Below are 18187 nucleotides of genomic sequence, written 5' to 3'. Positions count from 1 at the left end.
GTTGCCTCGTGCACTTGGCGTAAGGCAGGTTTGTTGCGTCGTCCCGCCGGTACGTATCGCTGATCCCTGGTCCGTGGACGCTGAATTGATTTGAGACATGAGTTATGAACCTGCGCGATCTTCAATACGTCATTGCCGTGGCCGAGCATCGGAACTTTACGCGCGCCTCACAGGCGGTGGCGGTCAGCCAGCCGGCGCTGTCAAACCAGATCAAAAAGCTTGAGGCAGAGCTGGGCGTTGCGATCTTCGAACGTGGCAAGGATGGTGTCCTTCTGACCGGGTTCGGTCAGGAATTGCTTACTCATGCCAAGCAGGTCATTGAGATCGTGGATGGCATCGGCGATCTGGCGCGACGGCACCAGACGACTGAATTGCCCGCAATCCGTTTGGGAATGACACCGACCCTGGCCGCCTACCTGTCGCGTTACTTCCGCCAGCTGTTCGCCCAAGCCGTCCCGGATCGCAAGATCATCATTGTCGAGGAATATCCCGTCGCCCTGGCCAAGATGGTCGAGGATCGATCGGTCGATATGGCCTTTATTGCACGCAAGAGCTTTGATCAGATCTATCGTGGCTCGACCCGCCCGATGGATTTTACCTCGCTCTGGCTTGAGCCGCTGTATCTCGGCTTGCGCAAGGGCCATCCGCTTGGCCGCAAGTCCAGTATCTGGGCGCATGAAGTGCCTGCTGATCAACTGATCCGGTTTCCGATTTCGTTCGGCTATGATCTTGAGCAGGATCTGCCTGAACCTTCGGAAACAGTCGCTGAGGAAACCGGCATCGACGTCACGACCGCCCGGTTCGAAACCGTGTGCCGCTATGTGGCGCAAAGCGACGCCTGCACGATGGTCAACGCAATAGCCGCCGAGCAGTTTAAACGCGATGGATTCGGCCTGACTTTTCTGCCCTTCGACGACAAGGGCAATATGCGTGAACTGGGTGCATTGACCCGGCCGCAATACCCCAACCCGGAAATCGTCGAGATGATGGGCAAACGGATCCATCTGGACCCGCCTCAGGGAACGGTAGCATCGCGGAATGCGAATCTGGTTAAAAAGCCGGTTCCATCTGACAACTGAGGCACGAGTCTTGGTTCCTGGCGCTGCCAGCCACCCCTGATCACATCAGCCAATCGTCACAAACCGCCATCACATGGCCCTACATATTCGTGAAATCATGGCACTGAATAATGTCGAATGATCGGCGACTATCATACAACCATCAGAAATTTAACAAGTAAATTCCTACAGGCCTCGCGACTTATGTGACTATTCGCGCAGGTTATGCACCTCATTCAAAGGAAGAATTTCAAAAGCTCAGGGTGACTCGCAACTGATGAGACAGCGGGCAGACGGCCTTGGTTCGATGTCCGTCCGATTTGTACTCATGCATGGAGATTCCCAATGCTTTCCGACTTTCTCGCAAGCCTGCGCGCCAGATTGCTGACGACCTCGTCACTGGCCCAGGAAACCGCCCGCGACGGCCAAACACTGACCAACGGGTTTTTTCAATCTACTGTCGTCGACAACACTCCGGCGTTTCTGCTGGACAACGATTTTGCGCGTCTTCTGAATTTCGGCCAGATCACCACCAACAATGCCGCTGCTGCAGTGGCTGTTGAAGGTGAGAATGCACAGGTGTTCAACTTCCGCACCGGTAGCATCGAGGCAAACTCGGGCCCCGAGGTGCTGGCCACGGGTATTCAGGTTTCGGGCAGCGCTGATATCCGCAACTTTGGTGAGATCGCGGGCGAATTTAACGGCGTGCAGTTCGCGGGTGCGGGCAGCTCGGGCCGTCTGGACAACTTCCGGGGCGGAGTGATCTCATCCGACAGCCGCGTGGTTGATATTCAGGGCGAAGGCGTCAGCGTTCGCAACTTTGGCGACATCATCGGTACAGGTGATCAGCGCAACGGCACAATCTATACAAACTCGACCGCCGAAGATGTCAGCATCAGCAACTTTACCGGTGGTACGATCGACGCAGGCGAAGGCAACTTTGGCGCCGGTATTTCGTTGCAGGTGGGTGACGAAGTTGGCGACCGGGTATCGAACACCCTGTTCAACGGCTTTGGTGCGACCATTCAGGGCCGTGGCCAAGAGGCGTCTAACACCCCGGGCGCAGGGGACGGTATCCGCATCAACAACGGTGCCGAGGGCACGATCTCGGAAACCGATATCGTCAATAGCGGCCTGATCTCTTCTGAAAGCAATCAGGGCACTGCAGGTGGTATCCGCATCGCCGACGGCGCAGCGGCCGAAGGCCGCATCGTGAACACCTCGACCGGTGTGATCGAAGGTGCGCGGAATGGTCTTTATATCGGCAATGCCGAGCATGATTTGGACGTTCTGAACTTCGGCACCATCCAGTCCGGCAGCCGCGCGGTCAACATCGACGGCACTGGCGTGGATCTGGTCAACGGTGGCGTCATTCTGGGCACTGACGATCAACGGAACGGTACGGTCTATGCCGATGGCACCGCGGATGATTTCTCGGTTCGCAACCTGGCCAATGGCGTGATTGACGCCGGTGAGCACAACCAGGGCTCGGGCTTTGGGGCTGAGATCGGCGGGGCCGAAGATGGCGTCAACACATTCACGCTGGAAAACGATGGTATCATCATCGGCCGTGGCAACGCCGCTGCCAATGTCGGTCTGGCCGGTGACGGTGTGCGGATCGGCAATGTCGGCAATACCGGAACAACCGATGCCACCATCACCAACACGGGCACGATCCTGTCGGAAGGGGACAATGGAACCGTTGCCGGCGTGCGTGTCGTCAATAACGTGAACTTCAAGGGTACGCTGACCAACTCGGGCTTGATCGCAGGTGTGCAGAACGGCGTTTACTTCGGGACCGGCGATCACACCGGTGGCCTGTTCCTGAACACAGGCATTGTGACTTCGGACAGCCGAGCGCTGAATATCGATGGCAATGGTCTGGAAGTTCGCAACGAAAACGACATCCTCGGTACGGGCGATCAGCGCAACGGTACTGTCTACGCCGATGCCACCGCTGACAACTATACCTTCACCAACACCGGTCTGGTGGATGCGGGTTTTGGCAATAACGGCTCAGCCGTGGCGCTGCAAACCGGTGACGTGGACGGAGACGTGGTTTCGGCGGCGATCTTCAACGAAGGCACTTTCAAAGGTCGCGGCGACGCAACCGAAGGCAATCAGGTCGGCGATGGTTTGCGTCTGTTCAGCAATGTCGAAGATGCAAGCTTTGCCGGTCTGGTTCAGAACGAAGGCCTGATCGCAGGATCGGAAGACAGCGACGCAGCTGCAGGTATCCGCATCGATGGTGGTCTGAACATTCTGGGTGCCATCATCAACGAAGGTGAAATCTCGGGTCAGGTCAACGCGATTGACGCGACCGAGGCAGGCTCAGTGACATTCGTTAACGATGACGAAGGTGTAGTAAATGGTAACGTGTTACTGGGTGCCGGAGACGACATCGTTGTAGACTTCGGTCGGATCAACGGTGTCGTCGACGGAGGAGCAGGGGATGACGTTCTGATCGCCGGTCAGGGTAACAACGTGATCGTCGGCGGCCTTGGAAACGACTTCATCGAAGGTGGTGAAGGCTTTGACACAGCCGATTTCTCGGATCTGGATGTGTCCGTCAAAGTCAGCCTTGATGCCAACGGCAACGGAACCGCCGTGCGCGACACCGGCTTCAACGTGAGTGTTGTCAATCAGGCCGTGACCGCGCCCGGTCAGTTCGGGTCGGCCATTGCGGACGGTGCCGCGTTTGTGGAACAGGCTGCGGCAAACAACCTGTACTACAACATCCACACCTCCGATTTCCCGGCTGGTGAAATCCGTGGCCAGTTGCTGGTTGATAGCGACGAAACCGTGGACGGTATCCGTACCATCAAGCTGAGCGGTCCGCTGGACGCCGCGCAGGAGCCCGGGCCGCTGTCGGATAGCGAAGCCACCGGTTTTGCCACGGCAGTTGTTGTGCAGAACCTGCACACCGGCGAGGTGAGCTATTCCAGTGAGTTGAGCGTCACTGGCCTGAACGAAGCCGATCTGCAAACCCCGATCCCGGGTGTTGTTTCGGCGATCCACCTGCACAATGCACCTGCTGGCCAAAACGGTCCGGTGGTTCAGGATACGCTGGTGGATGCCGGTGCAACCCTCGACGTGGACGCCACAGGTGGCTCGGGTGTTGTCGGGCTGGACGTCATCGACAACCAGATCGAAACGGACATCCTCAGCTCGATCGAACGGGTTGTCGGCTCGGGTGACAGCGACACGATCGACCTGTCGGGCTTCGACGGTGTGGCAATCGATCTGGACCTCAGTGGCCCGGTACCCAGCCCTCTGGTAGACGGCGACGTAGGTCCGCAGGACGGGGCCATCATCCAGTTCGGCGAGATCGTGGCCGAGGTTGACGACTTCGAAAACGTGATCGGGTCGGAAGGCGATGACCTGATCCTTGGCAACAACGAGTTCAACGTGCTCGACGGTGCTGGGGGCAACGATGCCATCCACTCGTTCGGTGGGGCCGATATCATCATCGGCGGCGAAGGCATTGACACCGCGCTGTTCACCGCTGGGCCGGGCGTTGTTCTGGACCTTGACGAAGACGGCAACGGTGTCGCCAGCGTCAACGCGCCCGATGGGGTCACGCTGGATCAGGTCTTCGGGTTCGAAAACATCAGCGGCTCGAACAACGTGAACAGCCCGAACGGTGGCGACGACATCTTGTCTGGCAACTCGGGCGACAACGTCCTGCGCGGTCAGGCCGGTGACGACATCCTGAACGGTGAGGGTGGCAATGACGTCCTGATCGGTGGCGCCGGAGAAGACATCCTGATCTTCGAAGGTGAGTTCGGCCACGATGTGGTCGAAGAATACGAGACCGGCATCGACCGTCTGGACTTCACCGATTTCGGTCCGGATTTCCGCGACAATCTGAACATCGAACAAGACGGAGAAGATGCGGTTCTGTCCTTCTCGTCCGACAACTCGGTGCGTCTGGTTGGCGTCAACGCCTCGGATCTGACTGACGATGACTTTGTCGTCTGATCACTGACCCAACGGGGTGGCGGCGTAGGTCGCCACCCTTTCACCCTGAAAAGAGATCACCGTCATGTTTCAGAAAAAATCATCCGTCAAAACAGCCTGGGCCTCGTTGCGAGGCGGCTTTTTCGCAATCGGCTTTTTCAGCCTTGTCCTTAACCTTCTTATGCTCGCCGGTCCGCTTTACATGCTGCAGGTCTATGACCGCGTACTGACCAGCCAGAACATGGACACCCTGATCGCCCTGACCCTGCTGTTAGGCGGCGTGTTCATCGTCACCGGCCTGCTGGACCTGATGCGAGTCCGCATCCTGAGCCGGCTGGGCGCGCGGTTCGAGCTGAAGATCGGCGCACCACTGCTGCAGGCTTCGATCCGCCGCCGTCTGCAGGGCAAATCCACTGCCACGGACAATCCGTCCGCAGATATCACCGGTCTACGTGATTTCATCTCGGGCCCCACATTGATCGCGTTTTTCGATGCGCCGTGGATCCCGATCTATCTGGCGGTGCTTTACATGCTGCACCCCTATCTGGGCGCGCTTGGCCTTTCTGGAGCGCTGACCCTTACAATTCTGGCCCTGATCAACAATTCGCGCGCCGCCGGCGTCATGCAGGACGCATCCCGCGCGCGCAGCAGGTCCGACGCTTTGTTCACCGCAAGTGAGCAAAATGCAGAGCTTGTCCAAGCAATGGGGATGAATGGTGATCTCGCCCGGCGCTGGACAGCTCTGCAACAGGATGCCCATGCGCTGAAAACCCGCGTGGCCGACCGCATCGCCAGTTTCTCGGTTCTGTCCAAGACGATCCGCATGGCGCTGCAGTCGGGCATGCTGGGACTGGGCGCAGCACTAGCCATCACCGGGCAGGCTACGGCTGGGGTGATGATCGCTGCAACCATCGTTCTGGCCCGCGCTCTGGCCCCGATCGATCAGCTGATTGGCCAATGGCGTGGGTTTCTGGCCGCGCGGGGGTCGTATAAGAACCTGCGCGCTCTGGACGAGGCTTTCCCCGAGCAGCCCAAGCGCCTTGCGCTGCCGCATCCGCAATTCTCGATCAACACGGTGATTTCTCAGGCCGGACCACCGCTGGCTCGCAATGCCACCATCGGCGATATTGAGTTTGCATTGTCTGCAGGGGACGTGATGGCCGTGATCGGTCATAGTGGCTCGGGCAAGAGCACATTGGCGCGGATGTTGGCGGGGATCTGGACCCCTCAGCGCGGGGCGATCCGGTTGGACGGGACGCCCATGTCGAAATGGGATCCGCAGGATCTGGGCCACTTGATCGGATATCTGCCGCAGGATGTGCAACTGTTCGATGGTACGATCCGCGAGAATATCGCGCGCTTTTCAACCTCGGTCGATGACGCCAAGGTGTTTGAGGCCGCCGTCGCTGCCGATGTTCATGGCCTGATCAGCAACCTGCCCGATGGCTATGACACGCAGCTGGGTGACGGTTTCCACCTGTCGGGCGGTCAGAGACAGCGTATCGCGCTGGCGCGTGCGCTGTATGGTGACCCATTCATTCTGGTGCTGGATGAGCCGAACTCGGACCTCGACGCGCAAGGTGAGCTTGCCCTGCGTAACGCCATTCGCGGTGCCAGTGCACGCGGAGCTATCACCTTCGTGATGACCCACCGTCCCAGCACGCTGGAAGCCGTGAACAAGGTCCTTACGCTCAGCAAGGGCACTCAGACCGGCTTTGGCGACAAGGATGAGATTCTGCGCCCGCGTCAGCAAACCGACCTGCCGCGACAAGAACGTCCTCAGATTACGACTCGTGACACGCAGTCGTCTGTACGGAAAGGACCAATCCAATGACCCCTACAGTTTACAACGCACCCGAACAGGGCCTTCTACGTCTGGAAGATTATAATCGGGCCGAGCAAAAGCTTCCCGGTGCAGGTATCAAGGGATTTGTGATCCTGGGACTGCTGATCGTGGCCGGGTTTGTCGGAGGTTCGGTTTACTGGGCCGCCGCGTCAAAACTGGATGGCGCGGTTGTGGCTCCGGCATCCTTCGTGGTCGAAGGTAACCGCAAGACGGTCGAGCATCTGGACGGCGGTATCGTGCGCACGATTTTGGTCGCCGATGGGGATCTGGTTGAGGCCGGGCAGACATTGGTTGAACTCGATAGCACCGATCTGGACGTCAACCTGGACGTTATCAAAAGCCAGTTGGGCGAGTTGACGGTGCGCCGTGCCCGTTTGGTTGCGCAAATCCGCGACGAAGGCCGATTCGAACGGGCAGATGTCGATCAGATGATGCGGGTCGAGATGGACAGTCGCGACTGGCAAGATGCGTTCCTGACGCAGAAATTACTGTTCGATGCCGAAATCCGTACACGGACAGCCGAGAAGAATCTGCTGGACCAGCAGATTGCCAACCTGCGGGACCAGATCGCAGGGCTTCAGGCCCAGCGTGCGGCCAATGCGCGCCAGATGGACATCACGCGTGAAGAGCTTGGCAATCTTGAGACGCTGCAGAGCAAAGGGTTGGTCGCCGCGAACCGCGTCAACAGCCGTCGGGTCGAGGTCGAGCGCCTGATCGGTGTCGAGGCTTCCTTGACCACGCAAGAAGCTCAGGCGCGCAACCGGATCAACGAATTGCAGTTGGCCAGTATCGGTCAGCAGACCCAGCGCGCCGAGGCAATCTCGACCGAACTGGCGCAGGTTGAGGCACTGTTGGCAACCCTGGAGCCGCAATATGTGGGTGCTGCCGAGCGTCGCAAACGCGTCGCGGTCACCGCCCCGGTCAGCGGGCGTGTCGTGGGCCTGACGGTGTTTACATCAGGGGGTGTTGTGCGTCCGGGTGAGTCCATTCTGGACATTGTCCCGGCCGACCAGCCTCTGATCGTTGAGGCCCGTGTGAATACGGCTGATATCGAGAAGCTGTTTGTCGGTCAGTCGACCCGCGTGCGTCTGTCGGCCTTTGATCAGGGCGAGGTGCCCGAAGCGACCGGCAGGATCACCGATATCTCGGCAGACAGTCTTGAGGACGACCGCACAGGACAGCCCTATTATCTGGCGCAGATCAAGCTGGACGAGGCGCAACCAGAACAGGTGGCCTCGCTGGAGCTGGTGCCGGGGATGCCTGCGGATCTGTTCGTGAATACTGGTGAACGTACGGCGCTCAGCTATCTGGCCCAACCGCTCAGGGACCGTCTGGCACGGACTTTCATCGAGTGATTTGATAGCCGCCGACATCTGCGTCGGCGGCTATCCTAACTGCGGGATAGAGCGCTTTGCAGCGCGCGGTAGGAGGCTTTGGGCCTCCGCTCCAGCGTCTCGAAATCCACATCGACCAGTCCGAAACGCTTTTCATATCCCAGGGCCCATTCGTAATTGTCGAGCAGCGACCATACGAAATACCCTTTGACTGGGACACCTTGCTCCTGCGCCCTACGAACCTCGGCTAGGTGTCGATCCAGATAGTCGATCCGGTTCTGATCCTGCTGACGATCCTGGCTCGCCATCCCGTTTTCGGTGACATAGATCGGCAGGTCGCCTGTGTGGTCCTTTGCAGTGCGGATCAGGAAGCGCGAGAGGGCGGCGGGATCGATCTCCCATCCCATCTGGGTCTTGGGTAGAGGGCCGGGCACCTCTTGCAGAGAGGGCCATGGCGTGTCAGCAGGCGCAATCAGTTTGCGTGTATAATAGTTCAATCCGCACCAGTCGACTGGCGTGCCGATGGTGTCAAAATCGTCCTGCCAGCCTTGGGGCAGATGAGGGGAGAGACCCTCCAGAACGTTTTCGGGATAGGCTTTGTTGAATACACCGCCCAGAAAGAAGCGATTGTAGATGCCGTCATAGAGTGCGGCAGCCGTTTGCGCCCCGGCGCTGTCGTCGGCGGGTTCAGCCCATTCCAGATTGAACACCGCTCCCAGATTGGACATGCCCAGGGCGCGCATGGTTTGAATGGCATGACCATGCGCCAATAGGACGTGATGCATCGCGCGTGCGGTGGCACGGATGTCACGCAGCCCGGGGGCGTGGTGACCTTCAAAATGGCTCAGCCAACTCACACACCATGGCTCATTGATCGGGGCGACGCTGTGCATCCGGTCACCGATGCGCCCCATGATGACCTGCGTAAAGTCTGCAAACCAGCCCGCAATATCGCGATTGCGCCAGCCGCCCAGATCGGCAAGCGGCGAAGGCAGCTCCCAATGATAAAGCGTGGCGCATGGCTTGATGCCGCGTTCCAGCAGTGCATCTGTCAACCTGTCATAGAAATCCAACCCTTCTTGATTCACCTGGCCGCGCCCCTCGGGCAGGACCCGCGCCCAGCTGGTCGAGAACCGATAGCAGTCGAAGCCTGCGTCCCGGATCAGGTCGAAATCTTCTTCGAACCGGTTATAGTGATCACAGGCCACGCCCCCGTTTTCCGCATGCGCAACGTTGCCTGGGGTGGCGGCAAAACTATCCCAGTGAGTTGTGCCTGCACCGCCTTGGGCATGCCCCTCGATCTGGTAGGCTGAGGTTGCCACGCCAAATAGGAAATCCTGAGGAAAATCTATGCGTTTATGTTTCATATCAATCCCTTCGCAGCGCAGGCCCGGTTGAGCTACCAACAACCAGCTCAGCCTCTAGAAGTCGCGTTTTTGGTGGGTCATTGGGTGCGTTGATCCGTTCGATCAACATTTCTGCTGCCAGATCTCCGGCATGTCGGACGGATGAACGCGTCGCGGTGAAAATCGGTACGTCCTGCCCGTTACGCATGTATGACAACTCATCATCATGGGCGATGACTGAGATATCACGGCCCATCTTCAACCCGTTCTCTTCCAGTGCGCGCCGGATACCCACCGCAGAGATAATGGACGAGGCCAGAATTGCCGTGGGCGGGTTCGGGAGTTTCAGCATGTCGCAAGCAGTTTGGTGCCCGTAAATCTCGGTCATTTCGGCGCTGCGCAGCAATTCCGGATCAGGGGTGATCCCGGCTTCGGCCAAGGCCGCCATATAGCCGTTTCGGCGGCGCTGGGCAAAATCCATCTCTTCCAAGCCGTTGATGAGTGCAATTCGACGATGCCCGAGGTCGATCAGAAAACGCGTCGCACGCTCGAAGGACCGCTGGTTGTTCACGTCGATCCAGTCATAAGGAACTTCTGCGCCGGTCGAGCGACCGTGGACGATAAACGGCACTCCCATCCGGGACAGAACCGAAATCCGCGGTTCGTTCACCTTTGGGCCTTGCAGCACAATGCCATCCACCACGCCGCGATTAAAAAGGCTGCGATAGGAGGCCTCGATCGATGTATCAGGCGCATGGGTGAACATCATGTCATAGTTGTTATCAGCGTATTTCTGCGCCGCGCCGGCAACAAAATCCCCAAAAATCGGATTTACCATCTCATGCTGCGATGAGGTGGGAATCACATGGCCGATCACCATCGAGCGCCCTGTAGCCAGCCCTTTGGCACGACTATTTGGACGGTAGCCGTGCCTGTCGGCAGCGGCCTGAACTCGGATGCGCGTATCCTCTTTCACTTCGGGGTACCCGTTCAACGCTCGGCTGACCGTTGTCTGTGAAAGGCCGAGTATTTCCGAGAGCTGCTTTAAGTTCATGGCTTTCAAAGCGCCTTCAAAAGTTGATTTACATTGTTGTGATTCGAAATCCAGTTTCCGTCAACCTGTTTCGCGAGATAAGCAAAAGTAACCGGTATTATGGCGATGGAGTAACGAAATGTTGACAGAGCTTAAATGTTAGCGGATAAACTCAGGCATTCAAAGCGCTTTGAAAAACGAATCTCGATGCGCGGAACATACTGGGAGGAGAATTCATGAAACACTCGCTTTATGCAGGTGCGGCCACGTTCGCCCTGATGGCGGGCGCGGCGCAGGCTGACAAGGTGACTGTGTTCGGGCCATGGCTGGGGCCGGATCAGGAGAATGTCGAAAAGGTTCTGGATGGCTTCGCCGCCGCGACGGGTCATGAGTATGCCTATGTTGGTTCGGACAGTTTCGAGCAGCAGATCAGAATTGATGCCGAGGCCGGGTCGGCGCCGAATGTTGCTGTCTTCCCTCAGCCTGGGCTTGCGGCGGACATGGCCAAGTCGGGATTTCTGACCCCGCTGGGTGATGGAACAGCGGATTGGATACGGGACAACTATGCCGCAGGTCAGTCCTGGGTTGATCTGGGAACTTACCCGGGCGCGGACGGACAGGAGCATCTGTACGGCTTCTTCTATAAGGTCGATGTGAAGTCGCTGGTCTGGTACGTGCCAGAGAATTTCGAGGATGCGGGCTATGAAGTCCCAACCACGATGGAAGAATTAAAGGCGCTGACCGACCAGATCGTAGCTGACGGAGAGACGCCGTGGTGTATCGGGCTGGGATCCGGTGGCGCAACCGGATGGCCGGCGACGGATTGGGTCGAAGACATGATGCTGCGTACGCAGTCGCCCGATGACTACGACGCCTGGGTCGCGAACGAGATGAAGTTTAATGACCCTAAAGTCATCGCAGCGATCGAAGAATTTGGGGCCTTCGCACGCAATGACGACTATGTAGCAGGTGGTGCCGGTGCGGTCGCGACAACAGATTTCCGTGATAGTCCGAAGGGCATGTTCAGTTCTCCTCCACAGTGTTACCTGCATCGTCAGGCGTCATTCATCCCTGCTTTCTTTCCAGAAGGCACCGTCGTGGGTGAAGATGCGGATTTCTTCTACTTCCCTGCGTATGAAAGCACGGATCTGGGCAGCCCAGTTCTGGGTGCAGGCACGCTCTGGGCAATAACCAATGACAGCCCTGCTGCACACGATCTGATCGCTTACCTGCAAACGCCCGAAGCGCATGAGATCTGGATGCAGTTGACCGGTTTTCTGACCCCCCACAAGGGCGTTGATACCTCATTGTTCTCGGACCCAACGCTGGCGAAAATGAACGACATCCTTCTGGGCGCGACCACGTTCCGATTTGATGGCTCCGACCTTATGCCGGGCGGGGTGGGTGCGGGCACCTTCTGGACCGGAATGGTCGATTACACCGGAGGCAAGCCTGCACAAGAGGTAGCCGATGAAATCCAATCCTCCTGGGATGCGCTGGACTAAGCGCCTCTGAGACCGGGCGGTCTACTCAATAGGCCGCCCCAATCCCTTTTTTGCAACGGAGAGTGTCATGCATCCGGCACTTCAGGGCCTGCTGACCATCGCCATCGGCGTGTCGGGCTGTGTGGGCTATTTCTATCTGTCGAACCAGTTTCTGGACAAGGTTCTGTTCCCGGCACGCGGACCGAATGCAGGTCGCAATATCAACCGTGCCAATATGATCCGGCCCTGGCTATTTCTGTTTCCTGCGCTGCTCGCTCTGGGCCTGTATCTGGCCTACCCGGTGGTTGAGACGCTGCGCCTGTCGCTGACAGATCGCATCCCCGGGGGCGGCTACGAATGGGTTGGCCTTGAAAATTATCGCCAGATGGCCGCCGAGCCGAAATTCTGGGAGGCCATGCGCAATAATATGCTCTGGCTGATTGTGGTTCCGGCGATGTCGACAGCGTTTGGGCTGCTGGTGGCACAACTGACCGACCGGATCCGCTGGGGCAATGTGGCCAAGGCACTGATCTTCATGCCGATGGCGATTTCGTTTGTCGGAGCCTCGGTGATCTGGAAGCTGGTCTATGACACAAGGCCAGCGGAACAGGATCAGATCGGCATCCTGAACGCGCTTTATATCTTCTTTGGCGGAACCGAGCCGCAGACTTGGCTGACGATCCCATTTTGGAACAGTTTCTTCCTGATGATCGTGCTGGTCTGGATTCAGACCGGGTTTGCCATGGTTATCCTATCTGCCGCACTGCGGGGCATTCCAGAAGAGACCATCGAGGCTGCCATTCTGGACGGTGCGAACCCGTTCCAGATCTTTTTCAAGATTAAGGTACCGCAGATCAAGACCACAATCCTCGTGGTGTGGACGACGATCACGATCACCGTTCTAAAGGTCTTTGACATCGTTTTCGCCATGACCAACGGGCAGTGGGAAACTCAAGTGCTGGCCAATTACATGTTCGACAAGCTGTTCCGCGCCAATGATTGGGGCGTGGGATCGGCTTCGGCCATGGTGATCATGCTGCTGGTGACACCGATCCTGATCTGGAACGTGCGCAATGCGCGCCAAGAGATGAAGTAGGGGGCTGGCATGAACGATATTGCAGGAACCAAACCGGCCCTCAGATGGGTGGTCCATGCCTCAGTCGTATTACTTGTGGTGCTATGGGTCTTTCCGACGCTGGGTCTTCTGATCTCGTCCTTTCGGACGGCGGATCAGATTGCGACCAGCGGCTGGTGGCGCTCGCTGTTTCCGTCCGAGCAGAACCTGACACTGCGCAGCGCAGCGCCCGATACGCAGGCCCTTGAAAATGGGGTTTACGTCATCGAAGGCAATCTGTTTGACGCAGGCGTGACGGCCAAGATTTCGCAGTGGGGCGTCAGCTCTCGCGCAATCGATGCGTTCAAACCGGGCGAAACGGCTGAGCTTCGTCGAGGTGGAGATATTACGGTTGACGCTGATGGCAACTACCGGATGAAGAACACCGAAGAGTTCTCGGGCAGCCGCGGCGCGCGCGTCTTTGTAACGGCCGAGTTGCCGCCTGAATTCACGCTAGAGAACTATCACAAGGTGCTGCTGGCTGAAGACAGCACCGACAGCATGGGCAAGGCCTTTTTCAACACACTCACGGTAACGATCCCGGCAACGATCATTCCGATCCTAGTCGCCGCCTTTGCGGCCTATGCGCTCGCTTGGATGGATTTCCCGGGTCGTGCCCTGCTGATCGCAGCTGTGGTCGGATTGCTGGTCGTACCTTTGCAATTGGCACTGATCCCGCTGCTGAAACTTCACCTGAGCATTGGGATTCCCAAAGGGTATCTTGGCGTCTGGCTCGCGCATACCGGTTTCGGGATGCCGTTGGCGATTTACCTGCTGCGGAATTACATGGCCGGGCTGCCTCGCGATCTAATTGAAAATGCGCGGGTCGATGGCGCGACCGAGTTTCAGATCTTCACAAAACTGATCTTGCCGCTCAGCTTCCCGGCCTTGGCCTCATTTGCGATCTTTCAGTTCTTATGGACATGGAACGATCTGCTAGTCGCCAAGGTGTTTCTGATCGATGCCACCGGCCAGACCACGGTGATGACCAACCGCATCGTTGAGCTTTTGGGTACACGAGGCGGCAACTGGGAAATCCTAGCCACAGCGGCGTTCGTCTCAATCGCGGTACCGCTGGTGGTCTTCTTCGCAATGCAAAAATATCTGGTCCGCGGTTTGCTGGCCGGGTCTGTAAAATAAGGGCGTGTGATGAACGTGCAAAACAACGCGACAGCATTCGAAACAACCAAAGCGGCGTCGGAGTGGTGGCGGGGCGGTGTGATCTATCAGATCTATCCACGCAGCTTTCAGGACAGCAACGGCGACGGGATCGGAGACCTCAAGGGCATCACCCAGCGGCTAGGCTACATCGCCTCGCTGGGGGTTGATGCGATCTGGATTTCGCCGTTCTTCAAATCTCCGATGAAGGATTTTGGTTATGACGTCAGCGACTATCGCGATGTCGACCCGATGTTCGGCACCATGGCGGACTTCAAAGAGCTGCTGGATCAAGCCCATGCGCATGGGTTGAAGGTGATGATCGATCTGGTGCTATCCCACACCTCGGACCAACACCCATGGTTTAGCGAAAGCCGCGCCAGTCGCGAGAACTCGAAATCCGATTGGTATGTGTGGGCCGATCCCAAGCCTGACGGGACACCTCCGAATAATTGGCTGTCGATCTTTGGCGGTTCGGCGTGGCAGTGGGATGCGCGGCGGTTACAGTATTATTTGCACAACTTCCTGACCTCGCAGCCGGATTTGAACTTCCATTGCAAGGATGTTCAGGATGCGCTGCTGGATGTGGCGCGCTTCTGGCTGGATATGGGGGTCGACGGGTTCCGTCTGGATACGATCAATTTCTATTTCCACGACGCCCAGCTGCGTGACAATCCCGGCCTGCCGATGGATCAGAGGAACTCATCAATTGCGCCGATGGTGAACCCGTATAACCATCAGGATCACCTCTATTCCAAAAGCCAACCCGAGAATATCGCGTTCCTTGAACGGTTGCGCGCCCTGACTGACGAATACCAGGGCCGCGCCTGTCTGGGCGAGGTCGGCGACGCGCAGCGCGGGCTTGAGATTATGGGCGAGTACACCAGCGGCGATAAACGGATGCATATGTGTTATGCCTTCGAGTTCCTTGAAAAGCGTGCGCTGACGGCAGCTTACACCAAGCAGGTTTTTGATCAGTTGGAGGACAAGGCGGGCGATGCGTGGCCCTGCTGGGCCTTCTCGAACCACGATGTGCAGCGCCATGCCTCGCGCTGGGGTCTGGATGATGCGGCCATCCGACAGCATGCGGTCCTGATGATGTGCCTGAAGGGTTCCGCCTGCCTGTACCAAGGTGAAGAACTGGGTCTGCCCGAGGCAGATGTAGCATTCGAGGATTTGCAGGACCCCTATGGCATTGAATTTTGGCCAGAATTCAAAGGCCGTGACGGTTGTCGGACGCCGATGGTTTGGGCTTCGCAGGATGAACAATCCGGGTTCAGCACAGGCCGACCGTGGTTACCGGTCAGCCGTACACAAGCCGAGCGAGCAGTGGACCGGTTAGAGCAGGACCCAACTTCGATGCTGTACCACTACCGCCATGCGATTGCTTTGCGTCATGCGCATTCAGCGTTGATGTCCGGAGCGCAAACAGGAATGGCACAGATCGGGTCGCTTCTGACCTTCATTCGCGAGGATGACGCCCAGCAGGTGTTTTGCGCTTTTAACATGGGAGCAGAACCCACTGAGGTGTCTCTGCCTGGCGGCGAATGGCATGTGATCGGGGAGGAGTTGGGCGGTGTTCACGGGGAAGGCACTGTGGTGCTGAACGCCGCTCAATTCTGTCTGCTGGCTCGGGAAAAGAGGTAAACCATGTCGGAACTCAAGCTTACGGATGTGGCCAAGTCCTATGGCCCGGTCGATGTTTTGAAACATATCGATCTCGATATCGAACAGGGTGAGCTGGTCGTTTTTGTCGGCCCTTCGGGCTGTGGTAAATCCACGTTGCTGAGGATGATCGCGGGCCTTGAAAAGATCACGGGTGGCACGCTTGAGATCGAAGGGCAGGTGGTGAACGATGTGCCGCCCGCGCAGCGGGGCATCGCGATGGTGTTCCAGTCTTATGCGCTTTATCCGCATATGACGGTGCGGGAAAACATGGCCTTCGCGCTCAAGATCGCCAAGATGCCAAGCGCTGAGGTTGATGCGGCCGTGGATCGCGCCGCGCAGATTCTGCAGCTTGAACCGCTGCTGGATCGTCTGCCCAAGGCACTGTCCGGCGGGCAGCGCCAGCGTGTTGCAATAGGACGGGCCATCGTGCGCGACCCAAAGGTGTATTTGTTTGACGAGCCGCTCTCGAACCTGGACGCTGCGTTGCGCGTGGCCACACGGATCGAGATTGCGCGTCTGAAAGAAGCGATGCCCGATAGCACGATGATCTACGTCACCCATGATCAGGTCGAGGCGATGACCCTGGCCAGCCGCATCGTGGTTTTGGCCAACAAGGGAATCGCTCAGGTTGGCACACCGCTCGAATTGTATGAGACGCCTGACAATGAGTTCGTCGCGCAATTCATCGGCTCACCCGCCATGAATCTGCTTCCGGGCACCATCACCGCGACCGGAGAGACGACGACTGTGGCACTGGATGATGGTGGCGTGGCGGTCTCTTCGATACCGACCGATGCCTCGGACGAAGGCAAAACCGTCAATATCGGCGTCCGGCCTGAGGATTTGGTGATGGCCGAGGAAGACGCGATCTATTCCGGCGTGGTGGACTTTACCGAAGCGCTGGGCGAGGTTACGTTGCTCTATTTCGCAGCACCCGAAGACCGGGATGCAGTGATTGCCAAGCTTCCTGGCATTCAGCGTAATCTGCGTGGGCAAAGCGTCTCGGTCACCGCTGCGCCCGAGAAAGTGCATCTGTTCCACAATGGTCAGTCGATGCGGCGCTAACCCAGTTTTGCTAGGAAACCGGAGACCTTCTCCAATCCGTCGCGAAGGATCGAGGGCGTATTGGCGTAACCGATCCGAACGCAGCCTTCTAATCCCAGCGCAGAGCCTGGCGTGAACATCACACCGGTGCCCTGCAGTAGTTTCACGCAGAATTCGCGTGAGGGCATGTCGAAATCATAGTGCAACAGCGCGGTCGTCCCGGCTTTGGGTTTGATCCAGCTGATCCGGGGCTCTTTCGCAACCCATTCCGCCAGCATGGCAAGGTTGCCGCGCGTGATGGCTTGACTGCGCGCCAGAACCTTGTCGTGGTGTTCCAGCGCGAGTGTCGCGAAATGGTCGTCGATCATACCGACCGAGATCGTATCGTAATCCCGATGGATCGATACCGCCTCGATCAATTCTGGTGCGGCGGCGATCCAGCCCAGCCGCAGCCCCGCCAGTGAGAATGCCTTGGACATGCCCGCAGTCGAAATTCCTTTCTCATAGAGATCAGAAACTGCGTCGGTCATGCCGGAGCCTTCTTGCCCGGTGCCGCGATAAACCTCGTCACACAGCAACCAGGCCCCGGCGGCGCGCGCGATCTCAACAATCTCAAGCAGGAAAGCGCGATCCATCACCGCGCCGGTCGGATTGTTGGGGTTGTTGATGGCGATCAGTTTGGTGTCTTGCGTCACTGCGGCGCGCAGCTCTTCCAGATCGGGCAGATAGGCGTTCTCGGCCCGCAGTTGGATTTGCGTCACCTCCGCACCGATGCTGGCCGGGATCGAGTAATGCTGTTGATAGGTCGGCACAACGGCCACCACCTTGTCGCCACGTTCGACCAGGGTTTTGTGGACCAACATGTTGGCCCCGATCGTACCGTGGGTGACGATGATATTCTCGCGCGCCTGTCGCTCATACAGGCCACAAATCGCATCGCGCAGCCGATCCGAACCCCGTATCGCGCCATAGGTCATCTTCATCCCCAGCAGCTCGGACAGATCATCCGAGTTTCGGCCGGCAAGCTGCAACAGCTCTGCGATGGTCAGGCTTTCGACACAGGTCTCCGCAAGATTATAGGCGCATCTGGTTTCCCATTCGTCCATCCAGATTTCGACGCCAAAGGGTTCGATCTTCATCGC

12 protein-coding genes are annotated in these 18187 nt (G+C 58.0%); 9 read left to right on the top strand and 3 right to left on the bottom strand.

The features are described from left to right. Window positions 1–104 precede the first annotated feature (104 nt). The 4 genes from ACR3EM_RS10460 to ACR3EM_RS10445 all read left to right on the top strand — a co-directional run bounded on the left by ACR3EM_RS10460 (window position 105) and on the right by ACR3EM_RS10445 (window position 8219). The gene (locus ACR3EM_RS10460) at window positions 105–1079 is read left to right on the top strand and encodes a LysR family transcriptional regulator (RefSeq protein WP_480470639.1); all 975 of its coding nucleotides are present in this window, start codon (window positions 105–107) and stop codon (window positions 1077–1079) included. A 324-nt stretch (window positions 1080–1403) separates the two neighbouring features. Next, a complete protein-coding gene (locus tag ACR3EM_RS10455) occupies window positions 1404–5039 on the top strand; it encodes a CHRD domain-containing protein (protein ID WP_480470638.1) in 3636 nt (1211 codons plus the stop codon). 64 nt (window positions 5040–5103) lie between these two features. Continuing rightward, complete coding sequence (locus ACR3EM_RS10450; protein WP_480470637.1) at window positions 5104–6852, top strand: type I secretion system permease/ATPase; 1749 nt, start codon at window positions 5104–5106, stop codon at window positions 6850–6852. Further along, window positions 6849–8219, top strand: a complete 1371-nt coding sequence (locus ACR3EM_RS10445) for an HlyD family type I secretion periplasmic adaptor subunit (protein WP_480470636.1) — start codon at window positions 6849–6851, stop codon at window positions 8217–8219. Before ACR3EM_RS10450 ends, ACR3EM_RS10445 begins: the two co-directional genes overlap by 4 nt. A gap of 35 nt (window positions 8220–8254) precedes the next feature. Here ACR3EM_RS10445 and ACR3EM_RS10440 read toward each other — a convergent pair whose 3' ends face one another. Then, window positions 8255–9565 carry a GH1 family beta-glucosidase gene (locus ACR3EM_RS10440; RefSeq protein ID WP_480470635.1) on the bottom strand — a complete coding sequence of 437 codons (1311 nt, stop codon included), beginning with the start codon at window positions 9563–9565 and terminating at the stop codon, window positions 8255–8257. Between the two features lies 1 nt (window position 9566). Then, the gene (locus tag ACR3EM_RS10435) at window positions 9567–10598 is read right to left on the bottom strand and encodes a LacI family DNA-binding transcriptional regulator (RefSeq protein WP_480470634.1); all 1032 of its coding nucleotides are present in this window, start codon (window positions 10596–10598) and stop codon (window positions 9567–9569) included. Between the two features lie 215 nt (window positions 10599–10813). Here ACR3EM_RS10435 and ACR3EM_RS10430 point away from each other — a divergent pair, with 215 nt between their 5' ends. The 5 genes from ACR3EM_RS10430 (at window position 10814) to ACR3EM_RS10410 (ending at window position 17066) form a co-directional block, all read left to right on the top strand. Then, the gene (locus ACR3EM_RS10430; RefSeq protein WP_480470633.1) at window positions 10814–12082 is read left to right on the top strand and encodes an ABC transporter substrate-binding protein; all 1269 of its coding nucleotides are present in this window, start codon (window positions 10814–10816) and stop codon (window positions 12080–12082) included. Window positions 12083–12149: 67 nt separating this feature from the next. Continuing rightward, on the top strand, window positions 12150–13157 hold the full coding sequence (locus ACR3EM_RS10425; protein ID WP_480470632.1) for a carbohydrate ABC transporter permease: 1008 nt from the start codon (window positions 12150–12152) through the stop codon (window positions 13155–13157). A gap of 9 nt (window positions 13158–13166) precedes the next feature. Then, window positions 13167–14315, top strand: coding sequence for a carbohydrate ABC transporter permease (locus ACR3EM_RS10420; RefSeq protein ID WP_480470631.1), 1149 nt, complete (start codon window positions 13167–13169; stop codon window positions 14313–14315). Window positions 14316–14324: 9 nt separating this feature from the next. After that, entirely contained in the window at window positions 14325–15980 is a 1656-nt protein-coding gene (locus ACR3EM_RS10415; RefSeq protein ID WP_480470630.1) for an alpha-glucosidase, read from the top strand. Between the two features lie 3 nt (window positions 15981–15983). Continuing rightward, window positions 15984–17066: an ABC transporter ATP-binding protein gene (locus tag ACR3EM_RS10410; RefSeq protein ID WP_480470629.1), complete on the top strand. Its 1083-nt coding sequence runs from the start codon at window positions 15984–15986 to the stop codon at window positions 17064–17066. On the opposite strand, the gene ACR3EM_RS10405 is transcribed toward ACR3EM_RS10410, so the two are convergent. Beyond that, window positions 17063–18184, bottom strand: a complete 1122-nt coding sequence (locus ACR3EM_RS10405; protein WP_480470628.1) for an aminotransferase — start codon at window positions 18182–18184, stop codon at window positions 17063–17065. The two genes, ACR3EM_RS10410 and ACR3EM_RS10405, sit on opposite strands and share 4 nt — an antisense overlap. Window positions 18185–18187: the final 3 nt, after the last annotated feature.

It is taken from the genome of Ruegeria sp. AH3 (genome assembly GCF_056536265.1).
This window is presented reverse-complemented; position numbering and strand designations above follow the sequence as displayed.